At 70.3% G+C, this 22,844-nt stretch carries 19 protein-coding genes; 4 read left to right on the top strand and 15 right to left on the bottom strand.

Translation table 11 applies throughout. The features are described from left to right. The first annotated feature begins 273 nt into the window (after positions 1-273). Both D7X32_RS18075 and D7X32_RS18070 read left to right on the top strand, forming a co-directional pair. Positions 274-3,099, top strand: a complete 2,826-nt coding sequence (locus D7X32_RS18075; protein WP_120603801.1) for a serine/threonine-protein kinase — start codon at positions 274-276, stop codon at positions 3,097-3,099. Between the two features lie 148 nt (positions 3,100-3,247). Then, entirely contained in the window at positions 3,248-3,805 is a 558-nt protein-coding gene (locus D7X32_RS18070; RefSeq protein ID WP_120603800.1) for a hypothetical protein, read from the top strand. Between the two features lie 149 nt (positions 3,806-3,954). On the opposite strand, the gene gyrB is transcribed toward D7X32_RS18070, so the two are convergent. Continuing rightward, positions 3,955-6,408 carry a DNA topoisomerase (ATP-hydrolyzing) subunit B gene (gene gyrB, locus D7X32_RS18065; RefSeq protein ID WP_120603799.1) on the bottom strand — a complete coding sequence of 818 codons (2,454 nt, stop codon included), beginning with the start codon at positions 6,406-6,408 and terminating at the stop codon, positions 3,955-3,957. Positions 6,409-6,529: 121 nt separating this feature from the next. Then, complete coding sequence (locus D7X32_RS18060) at positions 6,530-6,985, bottom strand: hypothetical protein (protein ID WP_120603798.1); 456 nt, start codon at positions 6,983-6,985, stop codon at positions 6,530-6,532. Positions 6,986-7,096: 111 nt separating this feature from the next. Between D7X32_RS18060 and D7X32_RS18055 the strand changes: the two genes are divergently transcribed. Further along, on the top strand, positions 7,097-7,849 hold the full coding sequence (locus D7X32_RS18055) for a GNAT family N-acetyltransferase (protein WP_120603797.1): 753 nt from the start codon (positions 7,097-7,099) through the stop codon (positions 7,847-7,849). A 29-nt stretch (positions 7,850-7,878) separates the two neighbouring features. Here D7X32_RS18055 and D7X32_RS18050 read toward each other — a convergent pair whose 3' ends face one another. The 12 genes from D7X32_RS18050 to D7X32_RS17995 all read right to left on the bottom strand — a co-directional run bounded on the left by D7X32_RS18050 (position 7,879) and on the right by D7X32_RS17995 (position 20,951). Beyond that, complete coding sequence (locus D7X32_RS18050) at positions 7,879-8,697, bottom strand: helix-turn-helix domain-containing protein (protein WP_120603796.1); 819 nt, start codon at positions 8,695-8,697, stop codon at positions 7,879-7,881. A gap of 5 nt (positions 8,698-8,702) precedes the next feature. Continuing rightward, on the bottom strand, positions 8,703-10,868 hold the full coding sequence (locus D7X32_RS18045) for a cation:proton antiporter domain-containing protein (protein WP_120603795.1): 2,166 nt from the start codon (positions 10,866-10,868) through the stop codon (positions 8,703-8,705). Between the two features lie 109 nt (positions 10,869-10,977). After that, positions 10,978-11,355 (bottom strand): response regulator, encoded by a 378-nt coding sequence (locus tag D7X32_RS18040; protein WP_120603794.1) that lies wholly within the window; start codon positions 11,353-11,355, stop codon positions 10,978-10,980. Beyond that, on the bottom strand, positions 11,352-12,980 hold the full coding sequence (locus tag D7X32_RS18035; RefSeq protein ID WP_120603793.1) for a hybrid sensor histidine kinase/response regulator: 1,629 nt from the start codon (positions 12,978-12,980) through the stop codon (positions 11,352-11,354). Before D7X32_RS18035 ends, D7X32_RS18040 begins: the two co-directional genes overlap by 4 nt. 189 nt (positions 12,981-13,169) lie before the next feature. Continuing rightward, positions 13,170-13,799, bottom strand: a complete 630-nt coding sequence (locus D7X32_RS18030; protein ID WP_120603792.1) for a TIGR02265 family protein — start codon at positions 13,797-13,799, stop codon at positions 13,170-13,172. A gap of 269 nt (positions 13,800-14,068) precedes the next feature. Next, complete coding sequence (locus tag D7X32_RS18025) at positions 14,069-15,229, bottom strand: pyridoxal-phosphate-dependent aminotransferase family protein (RefSeq protein ID WP_120603791.1); 1,161 nt, start codon at positions 15,227-15,229, stop codon at positions 14,069-14,071. Positions 15,230-15,389: 160 nt separating this feature from the next. Further along, positions 15,390-16,289: a zinc metalloprotease gene (locus tag D7X32_RS18020; RefSeq protein WP_120603790.1), complete on the bottom strand. Its 900-nt coding sequence runs from the start codon at positions 16,287-16,289 to the stop codon at positions 15,390-15,392. A gap of 229 nt (positions 16,290-16,518) precedes the next feature. Further along, positions 16,519-17,415: a zinc metalloprotease gene (locus D7X32_RS18015; protein WP_120603789.1), complete on the bottom strand. Its 897-nt coding sequence runs from the start codon at positions 17,413-17,415 to the stop codon at positions 16,519-16,521. Between the two features lie 194 nt (positions 17,416-17,609). Continuing rightward, on the bottom strand, positions 17,610-18,812 hold the full coding sequence (locus D7X32_RS18010; protein ID WP_120603788.1) for an MlaD family protein: 1,203 nt from the start codon (positions 18,810-18,812) through the stop codon (positions 17,610-17,612). Further along, entirely contained in the window at positions 18,809-19,639 is an 831-nt protein-coding gene (locus tag D7X32_RS18005) for an ABC transporter ATP-binding protein (protein WP_120603787.1), read from the bottom strand. Before D7X32_RS18005 ends, D7X32_RS18010 begins: the two co-directional genes overlap by 4 nt. Positions 19,640-19,653: 14 nt before the next feature. Further along, a complete protein-coding gene (locus tag D7X32_RS18000; protein ID WP_120603786.1) occupies positions 19,654-20,448 on the bottom strand; it encodes an MlaE family ABC transporter permease in 795 nt (264 codons plus the stop codon). Continuing rightward, positions 20,445-20,951 (bottom strand): hypothetical protein, encoded by a 507-nt coding sequence (locus tag D7X32_RS17995; RefSeq protein ID WP_120603785.1) that lies wholly within the window; start codon positions 20,949-20,951, stop codon positions 20,445-20,447. The genes D7X32_RS18000 and D7X32_RS17995 overlap by 4 nt, the downstream gene beginning before the upstream one ends. Positions 20,952-21,289: 338 nt before the next feature. Between D7X32_RS17995 and D7X32_RS17990 the strand changes: the two genes are divergently transcribed. Then, complete coding sequence (locus tag D7X32_RS17990; protein ID WP_120603784.1) at positions 21,290-21,673, top strand: hypothetical protein; 384 nt, start codon at positions 21,290-21,292, stop codon at positions 21,671-21,673. Here D7X32_RS17990 and recF read toward each other — a convergent pair. Next, positions 21,670-22,800, bottom strand: a complete 1,131-nt coding sequence (gene recF, locus D7X32_RS17985) for a DNA replication/repair protein RecF (protein WP_120603783.1) — start codon at positions 22,798-22,800, stop codon at positions 21,670-21,672. The two genes, D7X32_RS17990 and recF, sit on opposite strands and share 4 nt — an antisense overlap. Positions 22,801-22,844 lie beyond the last annotated feature (44 nt).

Below are 22,844 nucleotides of genomic sequence, written 5' to 3'. Positions count from 1 at the left end.
GAATGGCGCAGGTGATAACCCCGCCCCCGGAATGCGCTGAACGAAGCAGCGTGAAGAAGTGTGAACCGGCGCAACAGTCCGCCTCACATCCTCCTCCCACCCACCTGGAACGTCGTGTCATTCCCGAGGGTCGTTCCGACCCACCAGGACGCGCCCCCTTCGCCGTCCAGCACCCGGAGCGAAATCTTCGCGCGCCATGCGAGCGCGCCCGGGACTTTCAACGGAAGGCGAGTATGCTGGGGCTTCCCCAATCCCGGCCCCGCCTCCCCGCCCGTGGCAGAACCCAGTCCCCAGCAATTCGGCAAGTACGTCCTGGTCTCCAAGCTTGCCGCGGGGGGCATGGCGGTCACCTACCGCGCGCGTATGACGGGCGCGATGGGCGTGACCAAGCCCTGCGTCATCAAGCAGATCCTCCCGCACTTCGTGGACGACCACGACTTCGTGGAGATGTTCATCAGCGAGGCGCGCCTCGTGGCGGGCCTGACGCACGGGAACATCGCGCAGGTCTTCGACTTCGGTGAGGTGGACGGGCAGTACTTCATCGCCATGGAGCTGGTGCACGGCCAGCCCCTGTCGAAGGTGCTGCGGCGCGCGGCGCGCGCGGGCGTCGGCTTCTTCCCGCAGCCGCTGGCCATGCACATCGCCAGCAAGCTGTGCGAGGGCCTGGACTACGCGCACCGCCACGTGGGCGAGGACGGCCAGATGCTGGGCCTGGTCCACCGCGACGTCTCTCCGGACAACGTCCTCATCTCCTACGAGGGCGAGGTCAAGGTCATCGACTTCGGCATCGCCAAGGCCACGAGCGCCGTGGAGGCCCGGACGTCGCCGGGCACGCTCAAGGGCAAGTACCCGTACTTCTCCCCGGAGCAGGCGCAGGGGCGGCAGGACCTGGACGCGCGCACGGACGTGTACGCCGCGGGCATCGTCCTCTACGAGATGCTCTGCGGCCGGCGCCCCTTCGAGGGCGAGTTCGTCACCGTGCTGCCCCGCATCATCACCGGCGACTGCCTGCCCCCGTCCGCCATCAACCCCGCCATTGGCGAGGACCTGGAGACCGTCGTCGCGCACGCGATGGCGGTGGACCGCGAGGCGCGCTACCAGACGGCGAAGGACCTGAGCGAGTCGCTGGTGGAGATGCTCTACCGCGACACGCCGCGCTTCACGCCCACGATGCTGAGCCAGCTCATGACGTACCTCTTCGCGGAGGAGCTGGCCGCCGAGGGACGCAAGGTGGAGCTGCCGCCCGGCTTCAAGGAGCAGCTGGCCGCGTGGCAGTCGCCGGGGTCGGAGCCGTCCCAGGGCCGCGCGCGGATGCCGTCCAGCAACGGCCGGTCTTCCAGCCCCGGCAGCCCCGGCGTGGTCCGCCCGTCCAGCCCGGGCGTGGTGCGCCCCTCCAGCCCCGGCGTGCGGTCTCCCAGCAGCGCGTCCGGCCTGCGCCCCGCGACGGATGGCAGCGCCCCGCGCCGCTCGTCCACCCAGGCCACCGCCGTGCGCAAGAGCACCACGGGCGCTCGCCGCGTGACGCCGGGGGGCACCCGCGAGAACACCGGCACCGGCCGCCGTCCCCTCCCGCCGGAGCTTCCGCCCGAGCCGGACACCGACTCCGGCATGGAGCCCACGGCGATGCCCCGGTCGCTGCCCACGCTGGCCGCGCCGCGGGACACGCCGGTGGAGACGGCCATCGCGCCCGACCCGCCGGAGCCCGAGGAGAAGGAAGCCCCCCGCGCCCGCACCACCGCGGACGACGCGAGAGAGAAGCTGGCCGCCGAGGCCGCCGAGCGCGAACAGAAGCGCGCCAAGCAGGTGCGCCTGCTGAGCATGGTCGTGTTCGGCGTCACCGCCGTGCTCCTCGTCATCGGACTGCTGATCCACTTCCTGTCCCCGGCGGAAGAGGGCGAGGGCTCGGACGCGCCCGTCGTCCTGTGGATCACCTCCAAGCCGGAAGGGGCCGCCGTCGTCGTCAATGGCCGGCCGGTGGGGAACACACCCAGCCGCATCATCGGCTCGGATCAACGGACGTCCCACACCATCGTCATCACCCGGCCGGGCTACCGCGCCTGGACGCGGCGCTTCACCCCCAACCAGCCGGAGGTCCACGTCAAGGCGGAGCTGGAGGTGGCGCCCGGCACCACCCAGATGGTGTCGGAGATTCCCACCTCCGCCACGCTCGACGCCGGAGCCGCATCCCCGGACGCGGGCCCTGCCGCCGTCGCCGCGGGCCTCCCCAGCGAGGACGGGGGCACCTCCCCGGAGACGGACGGGGGTACCACCACGGAGGCGGACGGGGGCCTGGCCTCCACCGACGCGGGGGCCGCGGCCGTCGAGGACGCGCTGGCGGACGACAAGGACCGCGAGATGCGCCTCGTGGACTACCCCACGCGCCTGCTGGTGCTGCGCCCCATGTACAACGCGCTGCCGCTGCCGGAGTACCCGACGGCCACCATCGACGTGTCGCCCGGGGCCGCCTACTCCGTGTGGACCGAGGGCAGCGCGGCGCTCGCGGAAGGTGACGGCACCGCGTCCGGCACGCTCGTGTACTACGCGGAAGGCGACCTGCCGGCCGACAACGCCGTGGGCTTCATCAGCAACGCGCCGCGCACCATCAAGGGCGCGAAGAAGCTCCACTTCTTCGCCCTGGACGACACCGGCCTCGAGGACAACCGCGGCGCCGTGCGCGTGCACCTGCGGCAGTCCGCGTACGTCCCGCCCCGCTCGGTGCTGTTCGAGCCCGAGAAGAACGCCCTGCGGGTGAAGCCCCAGCACCAGATGCTGCTGCGCGGCCTCAACCCCAAGTCCACCTACGCCTTCACCGTGCGCGACGACTTCGCCGAAGTGCGCTCCGGCGCCCAGGGCCGCGTGCACACGGTGCTGTGCGTGGAGAAGGGCCCCCAGGCCGAGTCCGTGCGCAGCACGCACCGCCTCTTCGAGACGGGCAAGCGCTACCAGGTGTCCGGCGTGCAGGACCTGCGCTGCGTCTTCCCCGACCTCCAGCTGGGGGACAACCAGGGCGCGCTCGACTTCGACATCGTCGACGTGACGAACATGTCCCGCAAGGAGCGCGCGGAAGCGCTGCGCGGGGCGAAGAGCTCCGAGCGATAGCGGCCGGGCATCCGGGCTCCCGCCCGGGCGCACGTCCAGCAGGCGGGCGTCTGATCCACTCCCGGCCCCGTCCCGGCGCGCTGCTCCCGCGTGAGGGGCCCGTGCCTACCCTTACGGACATCCACTTCTTCTCCACTGGAGTCCGTCCATGATGCCTGTCCTGTCCTCCACCGGTCTGGTGCTGCACAACCTGGGGCTCGCCGCCGGTTTCGGCGGTTCGCTCTTCGGCAAGGTGGCCCTCAACCCAGCGGTGAAGGTGATTGGCTCCAAGGCGGAGCGCGGGCAGGTGGTGAACGCGGCCTGGAACGGCTTCAACATCGTCAACGCCGCGTCCGTGGGCCTGGCGGCCATCACCTGGCTGGTGGGCCGCTCGAAGCTGACGGGCCGGGAGATCGACCGCACCACGCGCGGGCTGGTCATCGCGAAGGACGTGCTGCTGGGCGCCACCGTGGCGCTGGGCGCGGCGAACATCTACGGCGGGGCCTTCCTCGCGAAGCAGGCGCCGGAAGGCGCCGTCCCCGTGGAGACGGGCCTGACGCCCACCGCGGGCACGCCGGAGAAGGCCGCGAAGACGATGCGCGCGCTGGACGTGGGCGGCATCGCGAACATCGCCGCCATGGCGGGCGTCATCGGCATCACCGCCATCCTCAACATGCGCGCGGGGGCGTCCTCGCGCTGGTCACTGATTGCCAGGTTCCTTCCGTAAGGGCTCACGGGGCCCAGTGCTTCATCCGCGGCCCGGCTCAACAAGGATGGGAAGGGCACGTGGGCGCGGAGCCGAAAAACGGCACCGGGCCCACGGGTCTTTGTACCCGGGGCCCGGCGAGGTGCTTCAGGCGCGGCGTGCGCGGGACTTCAGATGTCCAGGTTCTGCACGTCCAGCGCGTTGCGCTCGATGAACTCGCGGCGGGGCTCCACCGCTTCACCCATGAGCAGCGAGAAGATGGTTTCGCTCTCCACCAAGTCCTGGATCTGGACCTGGAGCAGCGTGCGGCGGGTGGGATCCATGGTGGTCTCCCAGAGCTGCTCCGGGTTCATCTCCCCCAGCCCCTTGTAGCGCTGCAGGCCCAGGCCCTTCTGCGCGTCCTTGCGGACCGCGGCCAGCACCTCCTGTACGGAGAACGCCATGACCTCGCCCGCGTCCACCTGCACGCGATAGGGCGCCTTGCCCAGGGAATTGAACGCATCGCGCAGGGCGACGAGCTCCAGGTACTCCGGCGAGGACAGGTAGGCGTGGTCGAACACGGACTCGCGCATGGAGCCGTTCACGTCCGTCAGCACCACCAGCTTCTTGGACTGGTGCTCCGTGTCCTGCTCCAGCCGCGTGGACAGCCGGCCCATCACCTCCGGCATGCGCCGCTGGCAGTAGTCGCGCATGGTGGCGAGTTCCGCCTCCACCGCGGTCTCGTCCGCGAGCACCTCGGCGCGCAGGTTCGTCGCCTGCACCAGCGCGTCCACGATGCGCGCGTCGCGGCGCTTGGCCTGCTTCTCCAGCCGCTCCTCGTAGGTGATGACCTTCTCCAGGAGCGCCTTGAAGTCGCTGCCGCCCAGCTCGCCCGCGGGCGTCTTCACCCGGCAGTGCTCCGCGGCGATGCGCAGCAGGTACTCGTTGAGCGCGCGCTCGTCCTTGACGTAGCTGTCCTTCTTGTTGCGCGTGACTTTGTAGAGCGGCGGCTGCGCGATGTAGACGTAGCCCCGGTCGATGAGCTCGCGCATCTGCCGGTAGAAGAACGTGAGCAGCAGCGTGCGGATGTGGCTGCCGTCCACGTCGGCGTCCGTCATCAGGATGATGCGGTGGTAGCGCGCCTTCTCCGGGTCGTAGTCCTCCGCCCCGATGCCCGTGCCCAGCGCGGTGATGAGCGTGACGATTTCGGCGCTGGTCAGCATCTTCTCGAAGCGCGCCTTCTCCACGTTCAGGATCTTGCCGCGCAAGGGGAGGATGGCCTGGTTGCGCCGGTCCCGGCCCTGCTTCGCGGAGCCGCCTGCGGAGTCGCCCTCCACGATGTACAGCTCGCTCTCGTGCGGGTCGCGGCTCTGGCAGTCCGCGAGCTTGCCGGGCAGGCCGCCGCCGTCCAGCACGCCCTTGCGGCGCACCGTCTCACGGGCCTTGCGCGCGGCGATGCGGGCGCGGCACGCGTCGCCAATCTTCGCCACGACCTTCTTCGCGAGCGGCGGGTTCTCCTCCAGGAAGGAGGCGAGCTGATCATTCACCATCTGCTCGACCAGGCCCTTCACCTCGCTGTTGCCCAGCTTGGTCTTCGTCTGGCCCTCGAACTGGGGGTTGGAGAGCTTCACGGAGATGACCGCGGAGAGGCCTTCGCGCGCGTCCTCGCCGGTGGGCGTCTCCTTCAGGTCCTTCCAGACGCCGCCCTTCTCCGCGTAGCTGTTGAGCGTGCGCGTGAGCGCGGCCTTGAAGCCGGACAGGTGGCTGCCACCCTCGTGGGTGTTGATGTTGTTGGCGAAGGTGAAGATGCGCTCGTCGTAGCCATCGTTCCACTGCATGGCGATTTCCAGCGACACGCCCTCGCGCTCCGACTTGATGAAGACGGGCTTGTCGTGCAGCGCCTCCTTCGCCTTGTTGAGGTACTCCACGAAGGAGGAGATGCCGCCGTCGAACTTGAAGTCGTGCTCCTTCTGGGTGCGCTCGTCGCGGATGGTGATGTGCAGGCCCGCGTTGAGGAACGCCAGCTCGCGCAGGCGCTGGCTGAGCGTCTCGAAGTTGAAGTCCACCGTCTCCATGACCTGCGAGTCCGGCTTGAAGTGGATCATCGTGCCGAGCTTGTCCGTGGTGCCCACTTCCTGGGGCTGACCGTTGGCCACGCCGCGCGCGTAGGACTGTTCGTAGACCTTGCCGGCGCGCTGGATGCGGACCCTGAACCACTCCGACAGGAAGTTCACGCAGGTGACGCCCACGCCGTGCAGGCCGCCGGACACCTTGTACGCGCCGTTGCCGAACTTGCTGCCGGCGTGCAGCTCCGTGAGGACGACCTCCAGGGTGTCCTTGCCCTTGAACTTGGGGTCGGGGTGCGGGCCCACGGGGATGCCGCGGCCGTTGTCCTGGACGCTGAGCGAGCCGTCCACGTGGATGATGACCTCGATGTCCGTGCAGTGGCCGGCCAGGGCCTCGTCCACCGAGTTGTCGACGACCTCGTAGACGAGCTTGTGGAGCCCGTAGGTCATCGTGTCGCCGATGTACATGCCAGGGCGCTTGCGGACGGCCTCCAGCCCTTCGAGCTTGGTGATGCTGTCCGTCCCATACTCGGCGGGCGGCGCGGCCAGCGCGGCGCCGGTAGCGGGGGTCTTTTCCATGTGAAGCGTGTCCTTGGGAAAGGCTGCCGTTGCGACAGGGCTGTGCCTGCTGTGCCTACCACCACCGGGCATCCCGGACAAGGTTCGGGAGCCCGCGCAAGGCTGCGGAAAGATTCATGAATCAGGCGTCGAAACGGGAGGGCGGGAGGCGGTCCTCCAGCGCCGCGAACAACTCTTCATAAACAGCCTTGCGGGCGAAAAGATGTCGCGTGACGAGCACCCTTCCCTCTTCCTTGAGAAAGAGCCCGAGCACGCTCCCCTTCCGGCCGACCCGGCGCACGGAATCAATCTGTCCCCAGTGCAATTCGAGCGGCTGGCCGCTGAAGGGCCGGGCCACCCGCACGCCCGCGCTGTCCAGGGTGATGCCCCACTGGGGCCGGGGGCGCAGGCGGTGGACGGAGACGAGGAAGGTCAGCATCAGGCCGGCGCTGATGCCGGCCCGCGCCATGGCGACCAGCCCTCCGCCGCCCCGGTAGTCCGCCAGGGCCCAGGCGGTGAGGACCGCCAGCAGGCACGCGCCCAGGATGAGGGAGATTCGGGTGGGACGCGGATCGAAAGAGAAGAAGCGCGGGGTCATGGGGAGCGGTCGAAAGGGGTGGAAACCTAACCCCCTGGCGCACGGTGCGCGCGTCCTTTCCTCCACGGCTGTTCTTTGGCCGTCGTCCTCGCGCTTAGGCTGCCGGCCCGCATGACGGATGCCGAACTCACCCTGCGACTTCACACCAACCTCATCGCCTTCAAGTGCCTCCAGGCCGAGCGGGGCTCGCTGCGCCACCTGCGGCTTCCCGGCGTGGACGCGTTCGCCCTGCCCCACTACGAGGACGCGCACTTCCAGCAGGTGCTCTTCACGGACGCGGACGCGCTCTCCGCCGCGCTGCCGGCCCTCACGGACTTCTACCGGGGGCTGGGGCTGCCGCGCTGGCGCGTCACCCTGACGCCGGGCCAGCGGGACGCGGCGCGGGTGCTGGGCTCAGCGGGCTACCGGCCGGACTTCACCGTCGTGTGCATGGGGGCCTGGCTGCACGAATTGCCGGACGCGGCGCCCGGGGTGCCGGTGGAGTCCGTGGAGGACATGGGCGACCTGGTGGAGATCAACGTCCAGACCTACGGCGCGGAGTGGCGGGACATCCTCTCCATCTGGCGGCGGCCGGCCCCCAGCCCGGTGCACACGGTGGTGGCGCGCGAGGGCGGCAAGGCGCGCTCCTGCGGGCTGGCGGTGGACGTGGCGGACACGGCGGGCGTGTACCTGGTGGCCACCCACCCGGACGCCCGGGGATTGGGGCTCGCGTCGGCGGTGATGCGAGGGCTCATCTCCGGGGCCCGGCAGCGGGGGTGCACCGCGACGGTGCTCCAGTCCACCCCGGCGGGCCTCCGCGTGTACAAGCACCTGGGCTACCGCGACATCGGCCCCTGGGAGCACTGGGTGCCCCAAGGACGCTGAAGATGCGCTGAAGGCGCGCCGAGGCTTTTTCAGCGCAGCGCTTCCAGTTCCTCCAGCGTCTCCAGCACCCGCTGGGGCTCCTCCGCGCCGTGGAGCCTGTCCGCCAGCCCGCGCCCCGCGAGCCGTGCCACGTGCGCCAGCCGCATCAGCCGCGCGCGGCCCACGTGGCCATCCACCAGCGCCACCACCAGCCGCAGGGGCTGGCCGTCCGGCGCGTCGACCTTCAGGGGCCGGGCCAGCGTCACCAGGGCCGCCACCGGGGCCGCGCCGGCCACGAACGCGTACGGCACCGAGACGCCGTTGCCCACCTGGGACGGGGCCTCGCCCTCGCGCTGGCGCAGCCCCTGCGCCAGGGCCGCCGCGTCCACGCCGGGCAGGGCTGACGCCAGCCGGCCGGCCGCCACGTCGAGCGCGTCCTCGTAGTCCCCGCAGGAGAGCTGCACCACCACCCGCTCCGCGCTCAAGAGCGGCGCCAGCGGGGGCACGGGTTCATCGCCGCGCACCTCGCGCAGGGGGAACTCCGCGTCCAGGAAGGCCCGCACGCGCGCCAGCTGCGCGCCGGTGAGCTTGCGGCGCGCGATGTCCAGCATCAGCGTCCCCGCGGCGGGCACGTCCTCCAGGTAGCCCGCCACGTACGGGCTCACCCGGTTGGCCACGTCCATGAGCAGCCCCGGGGGCACGTCCAGCTCCCGGGCGATGGCCGTCAGCCGCTCCTGCGTGGGCGGCGCGTCCACGCCGTTCTCCACGCGGCTCAGGTACGCGCTCGACACGCCAATGCGGCGCGCCAGGTCGCGCAGGGACAGGCCCGCGTCCACCCGCAGCAGACGCAGTGTGGCTCCCAGGTGCATGGCGCTCAGCTCCGCGCGCCGAGCGGCTGCGTCGCATCCTGGGGCGTCCCCTGAGCCCGGGCCTGCTCCGGGGTCTGGGCCAGCACCGTCGCCCCCTCCGGGTGACGCACGAGCAGCAGCGAGGCGGGCGCGTCGCGAACGATTCGCTCGCGCTGCACGCCGAACAACCGGTCTTCCAGGCCCCATTCAGCCCCCAGGCCCACCACCACGAGGTCGTAACCCGCCTTCGCTTCTTCCAGCGCCGCCTCTTCCGGCGACGCGTGGCTCACCACCTTGAGCTTCACGGCGGCGCCCTCGTCCGCGGGGAACAGCTCCTCCACCTGCGCCCGGCCCGTGCCCGCGCCTTCGGGAGAGGTCACGTGCAGCACCGTCACCTCCGCGCCGGCCTGCTTCACCAGCCGCCGCGCCAGCCCCAGCGCCGCCCGGTCATGCCGGCTGCCCACGAAGGGCACCAGCACCCGGCGCACCTGCGACAGGCCGCGGTCCACCAGCACCGCCACCGTGCCGCCCGCCTCCTGCATCACCTCGTGCACCGTGCCGCCCAGCACCGTCTGGCTGAACAGCGGCTTGTGCCAGCCCAGCATCACCAGGTCCGCGCGCTTCGCCTGCGCCGTGCGGCAGATGTCCCGCGCGGGCTCCGACGACACGAACGACAGCGTGCGCACCGGCAGCCCCAGCTTCTCCGCCCGCCCCAGCAGGGGCGCCAGCGCGCCACCGGACGCGGCGGACGGGTCCAGCGCCCCGTCCGCGCGGGCCTTGAGGGCGCGGTCCGGCGACAGGAGGTGCAGCGCGTAGAGGTTCGCCTCGTTGCGCTCGCCCGCCAGCGCGCGCGACAGCACCGCCATGCCCGGGCCGGCCTGCCCGTGCGACACGCACAGCAGCACCGTGTACGCGGACGGGGGCAGCGGCCCTTCCGGCGTCTGCACCATCTGTTCGCGCGCCTGCTCCTCCGGCGAATACATCAAGCGCAGGAACGGCGTGGTCATGAAGGTCGTGACCAGCGCCATGATGACCATCATCGTGAAGAGCGTGGGCGAGATGACGCCCAGGTCCAGGCCCAGGTTGAGCACGATGAGCTCCATCAGGCCGCGCGTGTTCATCAGGATGCCAATGGCCCCCGCCTCCCGCCACCGCAGGCCCGTGAGGCGCGCGGCCACCGCGCTGCCGCCGAACTTGCCCAGGCACGCCAGGAGGATGATGGCGCCGCACGTGAGCCACGCCTCCGGAGTGGCCAGCAGGCCCAGCTGCGTGCGCAGGCCGCTGAAGGCGAAGAACACGGGCAGGAGCAGCACGACGGCCACGTCCTCCAGCTTCTCCGCCAGCGCCGCCGCCAGCCCGCCCTCCTTGGGAATCACCGCGCCGAACATGAAGGCGCCGAACAGCGAGTGGATGCCGATGTATTCGGTGGTCCACGCGGACGCGAGCAGGAGGACCAGCGTGATGGCCACCACGTTCTGGGTGAGGCCCTCGCGGTTGGCCACGCGCGCGCCCAGCCGGGCGAGGAACGGCCTCACCAGCATCAGCATGAAGCCGATGTAGAGCAGCGCGAACACCGTGGTGAGCCCCGCGTGCGCCAGGTCCGACGCGCGCACCAGCGACACCACGAACGCCAGGATGCACCACGCCGTCACGTCGTCCACCGCCGCGCACGCGATGGCGATGGCGCCCAGCTTCGACTGCATCAGCCCGCGCTCGGTGAGGATGCGCGCCAGCACCGGGAAGGCCGTGATGCTCATGGACACGCCCATGAACAGCACGAACGACGAGAACGGCACGTCCGGGCTGGACAGCGTCCGGTACAGCCACAGCGCGCCGGCCGCCGCGCCCAGGCCGAACGGGACGATGATGCTGGAGTGGCTGATGGCCACCGACGCGTGACCCCGCCCCTTCAACAGCTTCGGGTCCAGCTCCAGGCCAATCAGGAACATGAAGAGCACCAGGCCGACCTCGGCCAGCATCTTCAGGAACGGCATGGACTCCGGCGGGAACAGCCAGCGCATGGCGTCCGGCGCCAACCAGCCCAGCAACGACGGGCCCAGCGCGATGCCCGCCACCACCTCCGCGATGACCAGGGGTTGCCCCAGCCAGCGTGCGCCACGGCCAATCAGCCGCGACACCCCGATGATGACGATGAGTTGGACCAGGAGCTGGGCGAGCATGTGGGGGTTCATCTGACAGGCCTCGCTGGGAGAGTGTTAAGGAAGCACTTACCAGGGCCTCTCGCGCAGCGTCAACGCTCGCGTGGGCAGGCAGCCCACCGTGGACGGACACCTCGAAGGATCAGGTGGCTTCTGGCGCCTTGTGGGCCGCCACGGCCTTGAGCAGCGTGTCCACGTCCACCGGCTTGCGCAGGTAGCTGCAGGCGCCCATCTCCTCCGCGACCTGGCGGGCGTTGGCGGAGGCGGAGAAGACGAGCACGGGGATGTCGCGCCACGCGTCCACCTGGCGCATCTGGCGGCCGAACGTCGCGCCGTCCATCACCGGCATCATCATGTCCAGCAGCACCAGGGCCGGCGGCACCGGCTCCTTGCGGAGCACCTCCAGCGCCTGCAGACCGTTGCCCGCCCCCAGCACGGTGTAGCCCGCGTCGCGCAGGACCTCCTCCAGCGCCTCCCGCAGGTCCGTGTCGTCGTCCACCACCAACAGCGGCCGGCTCACTCGCGCGTCTCCTTCTCCAGCGGCAGTTCCAGCGTGAAGCGCGCACCCTCTCCGGCGGCAGGCTCCGCCCAGGCCCGTCCGCCGTGCGCTTCCGCCGCGCGGCGGGCCAGGTACAGCCCCAGGCCCAGGCCTCCATACGAATGCGAACTGACCGCGCGGCCGAAGCGCTCGAAGATGCGCTCCACCTGATCCACGGGTACACCGATGCCCCGGTCGCGCACCTGGATGCGCGCGAAGCCGCCTTCCCGCCCCACGTCCACCTCCACCGGCCGTCCCGGACCGAACTTGAGCGCGTTGGATATCAACGCCGCCACTGCCTGGTCCACCCGGAGCCGGTCCCAGATTCCCCAGAGACCCCGGCGGGGAGACTGGCGCAATTCACATCCGGCCGCGCGGGCTTCCGCCTGGTAGCGCTCCAGCACCTCCGCGACCAGCTCTTCCAAGTCGAAGCGCTCGGGCATCAGCGACAGCTCGCCGCTCGACAGCTGCGACACGTCCAGCAGCCCCTCCACCAGCGTGCCCAGCCGGCGCACCTGGCGCACGCTGCGCTCCAGGCGCGTCACCACGTCCGGCTCCAGGTGGTGCACCTCCGAGCGCTGCAGCAGCGTGCCCAGCTGCAACCGCAGCGTGGTGAGCGGCGTGCGCAGCTCGTGCGCGGCCACCGTGAGGAACTCATCGCGCAGGCGCACGGCTTCACGCGCCTCCTGGAAGAGGCGGGCGTTCTCCAGCACCAGCCCCGTGCGGCGCGCCAGCTCCTGCACCAGCGCCAGGTCCACCGGCGACAGCGTGCGCTCGCCCAGCGTGCCCATGGACAGCACGCCCAGCCGGCCCTCGTTGCCGGGCAGGGGCACGTTCACCACGGAGCGCAGCCCCAGTCCTTCGATGGCGCGCTGGTGCGCCACGTCCCGGGTGATGGGCTCCGGGCGCTTGCGCACGTCCGGCATGAACTCCGGCTGGCCGGTGCGCAGCACGTGCGAGGGGCCCGCGGGGGCCTGCGGGTCCAGGGGAAAGCGCTGGTCCAGCTTCCAGGCATGGGCGCGCCGGGCGGCGTCCGGATGCGCCAGCGCCACCAGCCGCAGGCCGCCCTGGTCCGGGTCCAGGAGGAAGAAGGCGCACCAGTCCGCCACCCGGGGCACCATCAGCTGCACCAGCTGATCCAACCGCGCCGCCTGCTCCAGGGACGCGGTGAGCAGCTCGCTGGCCTTGGCCAGGATGTCGCGGTCCACCTCCGCCCGCGCGCGCTCGTGCCGCACGCGCGTCTCCTCCAGCTCGCGCGCCACCGCCGGGCCCAGCCGGGCCATCCGGTCCTTGGAGAAGCAGTCGCGCGCGCCCGCCTTCATCAGCGTGACGGCCTGCTCCTCGCTCAGCTGGCTGGACAGGACGATGAGCGGCACGTCCCGCCCCTGCGCGTGCAGCAGCGCCAGCACGTCCAGCGCGGTGAAGCGCGGCAGCCGGTAGTCGCACAGCACCAGGTCCCAGGCGTCGGTGGCCAGCGCGTCCCGCAGCGCTTCGAGCGTGTCCACGCGCCGCGCCGTGGGCAGATAGCCCGCCTGCTCCAGCTCCGCCGTCACCAGCGCCGCGTCGTTGACGCTGTCCTCCACCAGCAACACCCGGAAGGGCGTCATGCCCGGGCCCCGCCTGTCTCCATTCGCGTGACGCCTCCCATGGGGTGTGGGCCTCTTTCACCCCATGCTAGTGGCCCTCCCTGTCACGCCAGCGGGAGAAATGGCGGACGTTCACCAGCGAGCGCTGGCTGGTGAACGTCCCGCGAAAAGGCCCCACGCGGCGGGTGGGGTTGGCTCCAGAGCTCGGAACTACCAGGAAACGTCGTATTCGGTGTCCAGCAGGGACAACTGCCGCCCGTGAACCTGGACATCCTGGGCCCCCACGGCCTCCAGGGCGGCCTGGAGCACACCCTCGTGGTACGGCGCGGGCATGAAGTCCCGGCGCATCACGAAGCGGGCGCTGTTGTCTCCGGTCCAGAGCACGCTGCGATCGCCGTAGCTCACCGCGACGCGGTAGTTCTCGATCATGTGCTGGAGCATCCGCCGGGGATTGCGGGCGGCCGCCTGCATCAGCTCCCGGCCGAACATGGAGGCCAGGAAGTCCACCGTGGCCTGCGTCCCGATGTGCCGCAGCGACTGCTCCCAATCCCCCAGCTGGGGGCCCAGCAGCCGCGTCGCCTCGGCGGCCATCGCCAGGAAGCGCGTCACCGGGTACAGCTCCGCGGCGTTCAGCTCCTTCAGCCCGGACGCCGCCAGGCACTTCGCCTGGGCCTCCTCACCCTGGAGGAAGCCCACCACGCCCACCACTCCCTGGAAGAACATCCCGCGCGCCCCGTCTTCCGGGGTCGCGGCCAGGCACCGTTCCGTCAGGTGCCACGCCGCGCTCTCATCCGCCCTGCCCACCGCCCTCGACGAACCTTCCACCGGTCCGCGATCCATACCGACCTCCACTTCTCAGGCGCTGGAATCGGCCCCCCCGTTGTTTGGGTCCCTTCCGCCAGCGCAGCCCTTCCCCCTCACAGGTGCCGGGGCCCACGCCCCGCTCACACCGTGCAGCCCAATCACATATTTCCACCGGAACGACAAGAAATCCCGGTAAGACCTGAAGTATCTGTGATTTCTGGGAGCTTACACAAATCTAATGGGCGTACAGACGGGTTTCTTGGACCCTGAGAAAACAGTGAGGGCCGGGGCCCACACTCCGAGTCTCACTCAGAGAGGGCGGCCTGGGCGGCGGCGACGGCCGTTCCCGAGGCGGCGGCGCGGTGGCCGGCGGCGCGGAGGGCCCGTTCGATGGCCCCCACGGTGACGAGCACGTCCCCGGCGCTGACGCGGTTCATGTGGCCCACGCGGAAGTAGCGCGTCTTGATTTCCGGGTGGAGGCCCCCGGCGATGGCCACCCCCTGCGCCTTCACGCGGCCCACGAGCGACGCGTCCACGCCGTCCGGGTAGTACACGGCGCTCAGGGTATTGGCGGCCAGGGCTTCGGAGGTGGGGACGAGCCGCAGCCCCAGCGCGCTCCAGGCGGCGCGGAAGGCGCGGGCCATGCGGCGGTGGCGCTCGAAGCGGGCCTCCATGCCCTCCGCCAGAATCTGTCCCAGGCTCACGTCCAGCGCGCACACCAGGGAGGTGGGCGGGGTGGCGAAGTAGGAGGGCTTGCCGGCTTCGTAGGCCTCCATCACCGGCAGCCACTCCGCCCAGTCCGCGTACACGCTGGCCACGGGGGTCTTGCGCTGCTTCCACGCGGCCAGCGCGCGGGGGCTCACCGTGAGGAGCGCCAGGCCCGGCGGCACGCCCACCGCCTTCTGGCTGGCGGTGAGGTACACGTCCGCGCCCCACGCGTCCTGGTGGAAGGCCTCACCGGCGGTGGCGCACACGCCGTCCACCACGGCCAGGACGCCGTACTGGCGCGCGGCCTTCACCAGCGGCTCCACGGGCGCGAGCACCGCGGTGGAGGTGTCCACGTGGGTGACGGTCATCAGCTTGAAGCCGCCGCCGCGCAGCTCCGCCTCCACCTGGGCCACCTCCGGGGCGCCGCCCGTGGGGGCGCGCACGTGCGTCACCTTGGCGCCGTGGCGCTCCAGGATGTGGGCCATGCGGTCGCTGAAGTAGCCGGTGTTCACCACCAGCGCGCGGTCGCCGGGCTCGACGAGGTTGGCCACGGCGAGTTCCATGGCCAGCGTGCCGCTGCCGGAGACGACGAAGGGCTGCGCGCCGGGGGCGAGCGACACCTCGCGCAGGCGCTTCAGGGCCCGGCCGAAGGTGGCGATGAAGGCCGCGTCCAGGTGCCCGGGCACCGGCGCCGACAGCGCCTGCAACACGTCCGCGTCCACGTCCACCGGCCCGGGAATCATCAACAGGTCTCTCACGGCGCCACACCCTCCTGGAGCACGCCTTCCGGGCACCGGAGGGCGGTCCCCCACTGTGGCCAGCGCGGGCCCGGCTTGTCCACGCTGGAAAAGGAAGACGCCGCAGCCCCCGTACATTGGGGACTCCGGCGTCAGGGACTGCGGGAAATGGGAGCGCTGACTAGCGGTACGTCGCGGTCAGGCTGTCCGCGCGGGCCACCTGGCCAGCGGAGAACTGGTTCATGCAGTTGTCGTCCGTGTAGTCCATGAAGTTCAGGATGGGGTCCACGCCGCCGCCGGAGCAGGTGTCACGGCCGGTGGGGCAGCCAAACGCGGCGGAAGCCTCCGGAGGCGTGTCGCTGACGGAGTCGCCCGTGGCGGTGCAGCCGCCCTGGAACGTGTGGTACAGGCCCACCCAGTGGCCGACTTCGTGCGTGGCCGTGTCACCCTCGTTGTAGGGGACGGCCGTGCCGCCGGGGACGCTGCTGTAGAGGATGACCACGCCGTCCATGGAGGGCTGGCTGGAGTAGCTGGAGGGGAACGTCGCCCAGCCCAGCAGGCCGCCGCTGAGGTTCGCCGTGTAGAGGTTCAGCGCGGCGGCGGTGCCCTTGCGCAGCGCGGCCTTCATCTTCTTCTCCGCCGCGGAGCCGCTGCGCAGGTTGTACCAGGTGCTGTTCGTCGTGCGGTCCGTGCCCGCCAGCGTGAACTTGAACGGGGTGTTGGAGTACGCCGCGTTCAGCACGTTCATCTGCGCGGTGATCTGCGAGTCCGGGATGTCGCCGTTGGCGATGCCCGCGCCCTGGTTGATGACGTGGAAGTACACGGGCACGTTCACCGAGCCCACCGCGCGCTTGGCGCTCACGCCACGGGCCGCCAGCGCCGCTTCAATCTCCAGCTTCTCATCGGCGGACGGCTCGATGGTCGCACAGCCGCGGTGCGGCGTGGCCTGCTGGGTGGCGGTCTCCTCCGCCGGGGCCTGCTCCTCGGGAGCCGGGGCGCTGCTGCTGCAGCCCGCCAGGGACATCAGGGTGCCAAGGACCACCGCGACACGGCCACTGCGCTGCGCGACGTGACGAAGCATCGTTTCCCAACTCCTCAAGAAAGGGGTGAAATATTGATACAGGGATGAAACAGCCCAAGTCAACAGACGCGAGAAAATTGCACTCTCGGCAAAACACCCGAGACAGACCAAGCGTCACAGGGCCGGGAGACGGCCTGTCTGTGTTTCATCCCAGAAAATGGAAAACGCCGGAGCCCCCTGAACGGGGACCCCGGCGTCGGCACATCGGCCACAGTACCGCGTGATTTTTCTAGCGGTACGTCGCGGTCAGGCTGTCCGCGCGCGTGCTCTGGCCGGCGGTGAAGGTGTTCATGCAGCTGTCGTCGGAGTAGTCCATGAAGTTGTAGATGGGGTCCGCGCCGCCACCGGAGCAGGTGTCGCGGCCCGCGGGGCAGCCGTACGCGGGCGAGGCCTCGGGGGGCGTGTCGCTGACGGAGTCACCCGGGCTGGCGCAGCCGCCCTGGAACGTGTGGTACAGGCCCACCCAGTGACCGACCTCGTGCGTGGCCGTGTCGCCCAGGTTGTAGGGGGACGCCGTGCCGCCGGGGACGCTGCTGTACAGCATGACCACGCCGTCCATCTTCGGCTGGCTGGTGTAGCTGGAGGGGAAGGTCGCCCAGCCCAGCAGGCCACCGCTGAGGTTCGCGGTGTAGATGTTCAGCGACTCCTTGCCGCCCTTGCGCAGGGCGTTCTTCATGTTCTTCTCGTTGGTGCTGCCCTGCGACAGGGCGAACCAGGACGAGTTGGTCGTGCGGTCCGTGCCGGCCAGGGTGAACTTGAACGGGGTGTTGGCGTACGCCGCGTTCAGCACGTTCATCTGCGAGGTGATCTGCGAGTCCGGAACGTCGCCGTTCGCGATGCCCGTGCCCTTGTTGATGACGTGGAAGTACACGGGCACGTTCACGGAGCCCACGGCGCGCTTGGCCTGCACGCGGCCCGCGATCGCCGCTTCAATCTCCAGCTTCTCGTCGGCGGACGGCTCGATGGTCGAGCAGCCACGGTGCGGAATCGCCTGCTGGGTGGTGGTCTCCTCCGCCGGGGCCTGCTCCTCCGGCGCCGGGGCGTTGCTGTTACAGCCCGCCAGGGACATCAGGGTGCCAAGGACCACCGCGACACGGCCACTGCGCTGCGCGACGTGACGAAGCATTGTTCCCAACTCCTCGAAAAGTAGGGGGGAGCCGGAATACGACCTTCGTGACTTCCGAGTCAATACACAGACAGTCCTGGAAACAAAGCAAAACCGTATGTGCTCACACGGTGTCCCACCGCGTGAAAGACTCCGGGCCGCGTTTCACTGGGAAGGCGTTTCGCCCCCCGGAGTTCCTGACGCGGCCGGCTGACTCAGGGCGTCGACGCGGGCGCGGGGGCCGGGGCGGCGGCGGCGCCCGCGTCCGCGGCGGGCGTGAGCGGGGTGGGCGCCGTCTGCGGGGCGCCCACCTGGTCCAGGGACTCGTGGTTGCTCACGGAGAAGCGCACCAGCGCGCGGAGGATGCGGTTGCGCTTCACGTTGCCCAGCACCTCGCGCAGGTCGTCATAGACGGTGGGGTCGTTGACGAGCGCGCCCAGGGTGCCGTCGCCCTTGGCCACGGTGGCGGTGATGGTCTTGATGTCCGCGGCGGCGCTGCCCAGGTCCGCGAACATGCCCTTCGCGTCGCCGTAGATGAGCTGGTGCACGGCGCCGTTGGGGCTCTTCTTCGCGTCCTCCAGCAGGCCCGCCAGCTGGCCGGCGGCCTCGCCCAGCTCCCGCATGGCCACCGCGCCGTCCTGGCCGTAGATGAGCGCGTGCGCGGTGCCGTCCCCCCGGCGCACCTCGCCCAGGATGGCCTCCACGTGACCCAGGGCTCCGTCCATGCGCCTGGCGGCGCCGGACGCGTTGGCCAGCAGCGTGTTCACCTCCTGGCCGGTGCGCGGGTCGTAGATGAGGGCGTGCAGGGCGCCGTTGCCCTTCTCCACCTCTTCCATGATGGAGCGCAGCGAGGCGACGCTCTTGGCCAGGTCCCGCGACAGCTGCGGGTTCGTGTAGACCTTCACGGCGTCCTTGAGGGACTCGCTGATTTCGACCGAGTTCTCCATCACCCGGCTGGCGCTGCTCATGAGCGTGGACAGGTCCCCGCCGCTGCTGGACTTGATGACGCCGCCGGGCTCCACGGCGGGCTGGTCCGCGCTGCCCAGGGAGATGTCCACCGCCTTGTCGCCCAGCACGCCCATGCTGGTGAGCCGGGCCACGGAGTCCGCGCGGATGCGGTTCGCGTAGGCGCTGGCCACCTGGAACTCCACCTGCAGGCGGCTGTCCTTCAGGTCCGGGGAGAAAGACACGCCGTTCACGCGGCCCACCTTCAGGCCGCCAATCCACACGGGGGACTGGTCGCTCAGGCCGTCCACGCTCTGGAAGTAGGCGTGGAAGATGACCTGGCGTTGGAAGAGGTTGGACTCACGGCCGATGAAGAAGACGACGACGCCAGCCACGGCGAGGCCCACGGCGACGAAGAGGCCCGCCCTCACGGCCAGGCGCTTTTCCTTCGAGGTCGAGGTGAAGAGACTCATGGTGTTCCCCGGGGGTTCAGCTCCAGGCGGCGCGCGTCGATGAAGGCGCGCACCTCCGGCACCTGGGAGCGTCGCATCTCCTCCGGGGTGCCCACCTGGACGATCTTCCGGTTGGCCAGCATGGCCATCCGGTCCGCCAGCACGAAGGCGCTCACCATGTCGTGCGTGACGACAATGGAAGTCGCGCCCAGGCGCTGCTTCATCGAATCAATCAGCTCGTTGATGGTCTGCGTGGTGACGGGGTCCAGGCCCGTCGTGGGCTCGTCCCAGAGGATGACCTCCGGGTCCGTGGCGATGGCGCGCGCCAGGCCCACGCGCTTGCGCATGCCGCCGGACAGGTCCGACGGCATCAGCTTCTCCGTGTTGGGCAGGTCCACCAGCTCCAGCTTCTCCGCCACGCGCTTGTTGATTTCAGCGCGCGTCATCTTCTTGAAGTGCTCCCGCAGCGGATACGCCACGTTCTCCGCCACGCTGAGCGAGTCGAACAGCGCCGCGCCCTGGAACACCATGGCCACGTGCTTGCGGACCTCCAGGAACTGCTCCTCGGAGAACTTCGCGAGGTCGTAGCCTTCGAACAGGATGCTGCCGCCGTCCGGGTGCAGCAGGCCGATGAGACACTTGAGCAGCACGCTCTTGCCCACGCCGGAGCCGCCCAGCACCACCAGCGTCTCGCCAGCGCGCACGTCCAGGTCCACGCCGTCGTAGATGCGCTTGGCGCCGAACTGCTTCATGAGGCCGTCGAAGCGGATGAGCTCCTCGCCCGGCGTGGGCTTGCGGAACGCGAATGGGACTGCGGGGTCTCGGTGAGCGGAGCGGGCCTTGCGCATGGGTGCGGGCGGCTTCAGAAGTAGAGCGTGATTTTCGTGATGAAGAAGTCCGCGAGACACACGGTGACGGAGGTGATGGCCACCGTCTGCGTGGTGGCGCGGCCCACGCCTTCCGTGCCGCCCTCCACCGCCAGCCCCTTGAAGCAACCCACCAGGCCGATGATGAGCCCGAACACGGCGCCCTTGATGACGCCGGAGACGAAGTCGCCCATCAGCACCGCGTCCAGCGCGCCCTGGAAGAACTGATCCAGGGAGATGCCGTACTGGGACTTCACCACCAGCGCGCCGCCCACCAGGCCCACCACGTCCGAGAACACGGTGAGCACCGGCATCACGATGAGGCACGCGAACACGCGCGGCACCACCAGCTTGCGCAACGGATCCGCGCCCAGCGCGCGGATGGCGTCCACCTGCTCCGTCACGGTCATGGAGCCCAGCTCCGCGGCGATGCCGGATCCGATGCGCGCGCCCACGGTGAGGGCGGTGAGCACGGGGGCCAGCTCGCGGAACAGCGTGAGGATGACGACGCGGCCCACGGTGTACTGCACGCCGAAGCGGGCCAGGAAGTAGCCGAACTGGAGCGAGATGACGAGCCCCGCGAACGTCGCGGTGAGCAGCGCGATGGGCAGCGAGCGCACGCCCAGGGACTCGGTGTGGAAGATGAGGCCGGCCCAGTCATAGGGCGGGCGCACGGCGCGGCTGAACACCTGGCCCGTCATCACGGACAGGGCGCCCAGGGACTCCATGCGCTCGCGGAGGCGCTCCTTGAGGCTGGGGCCGTGCCCCGCGATGCGCGCTCCGGGCATCATCGGCGGTGCTCCAAACGGAAGCCTTCGAAGAGGCTTTCGAAGTCCGCCATGCGCGCGTCGGCGGTGCCCACGGGGGCGACGTAGCTGAAGTCGAAGACGCAGTTGTCCTTCTTGAGGACCACCAGCTCCAGCGAGATGGGCACGCCGTCGAGCTTCGCGATGTAGCGGCTTCGCAGGGCCTCACGGCCATCCAGGGTGAAGCCGCGCTGGCCCAGGTCCTGGCGCTCGGTGAAGCCCATGAGCAGGTGCTTCGTGAGGACCTGGAGGGAGGGGTCGTCGTGGTCCCTGCAGGTGGAGTTGGTGGCGATGACGCGGCCGGTGTCACCGCGCTCCACGAAGGCCAGGTCGTTGTCGTCGAAGCCGCGGCGCTCCCAGACGTCGTTGGACAGCGGGCCGACGCGGTACTTCACGTCGGACTTCTGGAGCACCGAGTCCTCGAACGTCGCGCGGTGGCACCCCGCGAGGAGGGCGGACAGCACGAGCGTCAGCAGCAAACGCGACATGGCACCATTTCGTTCGTCCCGGAGGGGCCCGGTGGGACGGCGTGCCCGTCATGGTGCACGCCCGCCGGGTCCGCAAGAACTTCGTCGGAGCGAACGTCGACTCACGGACGCGCGCCCGACGAGGGCCCGGCGCCCCGAAAGGGCTCCGGGCGGAGGGACGCATGCGTTCGAGGGAACACGCAGGAGACCGGGGACGCGGGCTGTCTATTCCAGGCGGTGCGCCGGGGGCCGCTCTCCCGCCGTGTCCCCGGTCGGACTGGGTGGGGCGGGATGCGTCCGGGCCCGGGGAAGGCGCATGTTCAGCCGGGAGCCGGGGGGATTCTCACGAGGAGGATTCGATGGACGGCGGACTGGCGATATTCGGATTCGGGTTGTTCCTGCTATCGATTGCCAATCTGTACGCGCGCACGGCGTACTGGCTGGCGTGGCCGCTCTTGGCGATTTCCGTGCTGGCGATGGGGATGGCCTTCAGCGAGTCGAAGCGCCTGCGCGATGTGTCGCTGGGGGTGTCCGCGGCGTTGGGGGTGTTGTTCATCGTCGCGTTGGCGACGGGCACCGTGTGGTGGCTGACGCTGGCGGTGTTCCTGTTCGCGGTGGCGTTCGGGCTGCTCTGGGCGGAGTTCCGCTTCGAGTACTTCGGGAACGTGACGCGGCAGGAATTGCCACACCGCGCGCACAGGGGGCCGGTGCACTGGCCCTGGCAGCGGCGGCGGGTGCACTAGGGTTGTGACGGGGCTTCGGTGGCCACCTGTCCCCCGTGGACGGTGAGCCAGAGGGTGTCACTGGCGGCGGCGGCTCGCACGAGCCCCGCGTCGGTGGTGGTGAGGAAGACCTGCGCGCCGCTCCGGGCCAGGTAGCCCATGAGATAGGCATTGCGCTCGGGGTCCAGCTCGCTGGAGACGTCATCCAGCAGCAGCAGGGGGAGGAAGCCCATGCAGGCCTCCAGGTTTTCAATCTCCGCGATCTTCCAGCCCAGCACCAGGGCGCGCTGCTGCCCCTGGCTCGCATAGGCGCGCGCGCTGCGGCCGCCCAGCGTCACGGAGACGTCATCCACGTGCGGACCCACGGAGGTGAAGCCGCGGTCCAGGTCACGGCGCAGGCGCGCGGAGAGGGCTTCGCGCAGGGCGGTGGCGAGCGAGGCCTCGTCGGCGTGGGCGAAGTCGGCGCCCAGGTGCGCGGGGTGGTAGCCGTAGAGGGCGGGGTCGGCGGTGCGGCCAATGGACGCGAAGGTGGCCTGGGCGCGGGGCGCGAGCTCGGCCATCAGCGCGCGGCGGCGGGCGTAGAGGCGTGCGCCCGCGCGGGCGAGGGTTTCATCGTAGGCGTCGAGGTACGCGGCATCGACGGAGGCGCCATCACGGAGCAGGCGGTTGCGGTTCTTGAGGGCGCGGGCGTACTCGCGGCTTTCCTTGAGGAAGGCGGGGAAGCGGTTGAACACGGCGCGGTCGAGGAAGGCGCGGCGCGCGTCGGGGCCGCCCTTGATGACCTCCAGGTCGTCGGGAGTGAAGGCGACGACGGAGACCCCGCCGAAGTAGTCCTCCAGGCTGGAGGCCTTCTTTCCGTCCACGAGCGCCTGGCGGGTGCCGCCGCCGACCTCCACGGAGATTTCGCGCTCGGCGCCCTTGAGGAGGAAGCGGCCGGTGACGCGGGCGGCCTGGGAGCCCCAGCGGACGAGCTCCGAGAGGCGGCCCGCGCGCAGGGGCTTGAGGGTGGCGAGGAAGTAGAGCGCCTCCAGGAGGTTGGTCTTCCCCTGTCCGTTCTGGCCCACGGCGATGGTCGCGTGCGGGCTGGGTGCGAGCTGCACCGTCGGAAGGTTGCGGAAGTCCTGGACCTGGAGCGAGAGGAGGCGCACAGCGTCACCGTGAAGGGGGAGTGCTTCGTACTACATGCGTCCCA

This window comes from Corallococcus carmarthensis, assembly GCF_003611695.1.
Classification (GTDB): Bacteria; Myxococcota; Myxococcia; order Myxococcales; family Myxococcaceae; genus Corallococcus; species Corallococcus carmarthensis.
The sequence above is the reverse complement of the archived record's forward strand: the minus strand, read 5'-3'. Positions and strand labels throughout refer to the sequence as shown.

Excerpts from the sequence above, each read along its gene's own strand:
- D7X32_RS18070 (WP_120603800.1), top strand. The coding sequence starts at position 3,248 with ATGATGCCTGTCCTGTCCTCCACCGGTCTGGTGCTGCACAACCTGGGG.
- gyrB (WP_120603799.1), bottom strand. The coding sequence starts at position 6,408 with ATGGAAAAGACCCCCGCTACCGGCGCCGCGCTGGCCGCGCCGCCCGCC.
- D7X32_RS18060 (WP_120603798.1), bottom strand. The coding sequence starts at position 6,985 with ATGACCCCGCGCTTCTTCTCTTTCGATCCGCGTCCCACCCGAATCTCC.
- D7X32_RS18055 (WP_120603797.1), top strand. The coding sequence starts at position 7,097 with ATGACGGATGCCGAACTCACCCTGCGACTTCACACCAACCTCATCGCC.
- D7X32_RS18050 (WP_120603796.1), bottom strand. The coding sequence starts at position 8,697 with ATGCACCTGGGAGCCACACTGCGTCTGCTGCGGGTGGACGCGGGCCTG.
- D7X32_RS18045 (WP_120603795.1), bottom strand. The coding sequence starts at position 10,868 with ATGAACCCCCACATGCTCGCCCAGCTCCTGGTCCAACTCATCGTCATC.
- D7X32_RS18035 (WP_120603793.1), bottom strand. The coding sequence starts at position 12,980 with ATGACGCCCTTCCGGGTGTTGCTGGTGGAGGACAGCGTCAACGACGCG.
- D7X32_RS18030 (WP_120603792.1), bottom strand. The coding sequence starts at position 13,799 with ATGGATCGCGGACCGGTGGAAGGTTCGTCGAGGGCGGTGGGCAGGGCG.
- D7X32_RS18020 (WP_120603790.1), bottom strand. The coding sequence starts at position 16,289 with ATGCTTCGTCACGTCGCGCAGCGCAGTGGCCGTGTCGCGGTGGTCCTT.
- D7X32_RS18015 (WP_120603789.1), bottom strand. The coding sequence starts at position 17,415 with ATGCTTCGTCACGTCGCGCAGCGCAGTGGCCGTGTCGCGGTGGTCCTT.
- D7X32_RS18010 (WP_120603788.1), bottom strand. The coding sequence starts at position 18,812 with ATGAGTCTCTTCACCTCGACCTCGAAGGAAAAGCGCCTGGCCGTGAGG.
- D7X32_RS18005 (WP_120603787.1), bottom strand. The coding sequence starts at position 19,639 with ATGCGCAAGGCCCGCTCCGCTCACCGAGACCCCGCAGTCCCATTCGCG.
- D7X32_RS18000 (WP_120603786.1), bottom strand. The coding sequence starts at position 20,448 with ATGATGCCCGGAGCGCGCATCGCGGGGCACGGCCCCAGCCTCAAGGAG.
- D7X32_RS17995 (WP_120603785.1), bottom strand. The coding sequence starts at position 20,951 with ATGTCGCGTTTGCTGCTGACGCTCGTGCTGTCCGCCCTCCTCGCGGGG.
- D7X32_RS17990 (WP_120603784.1), top strand. The coding sequence starts at position 21,290 with ATGGACGGCGGACTGGCGATATTCGGATTCGGGTTGTTCCTGCTATCG.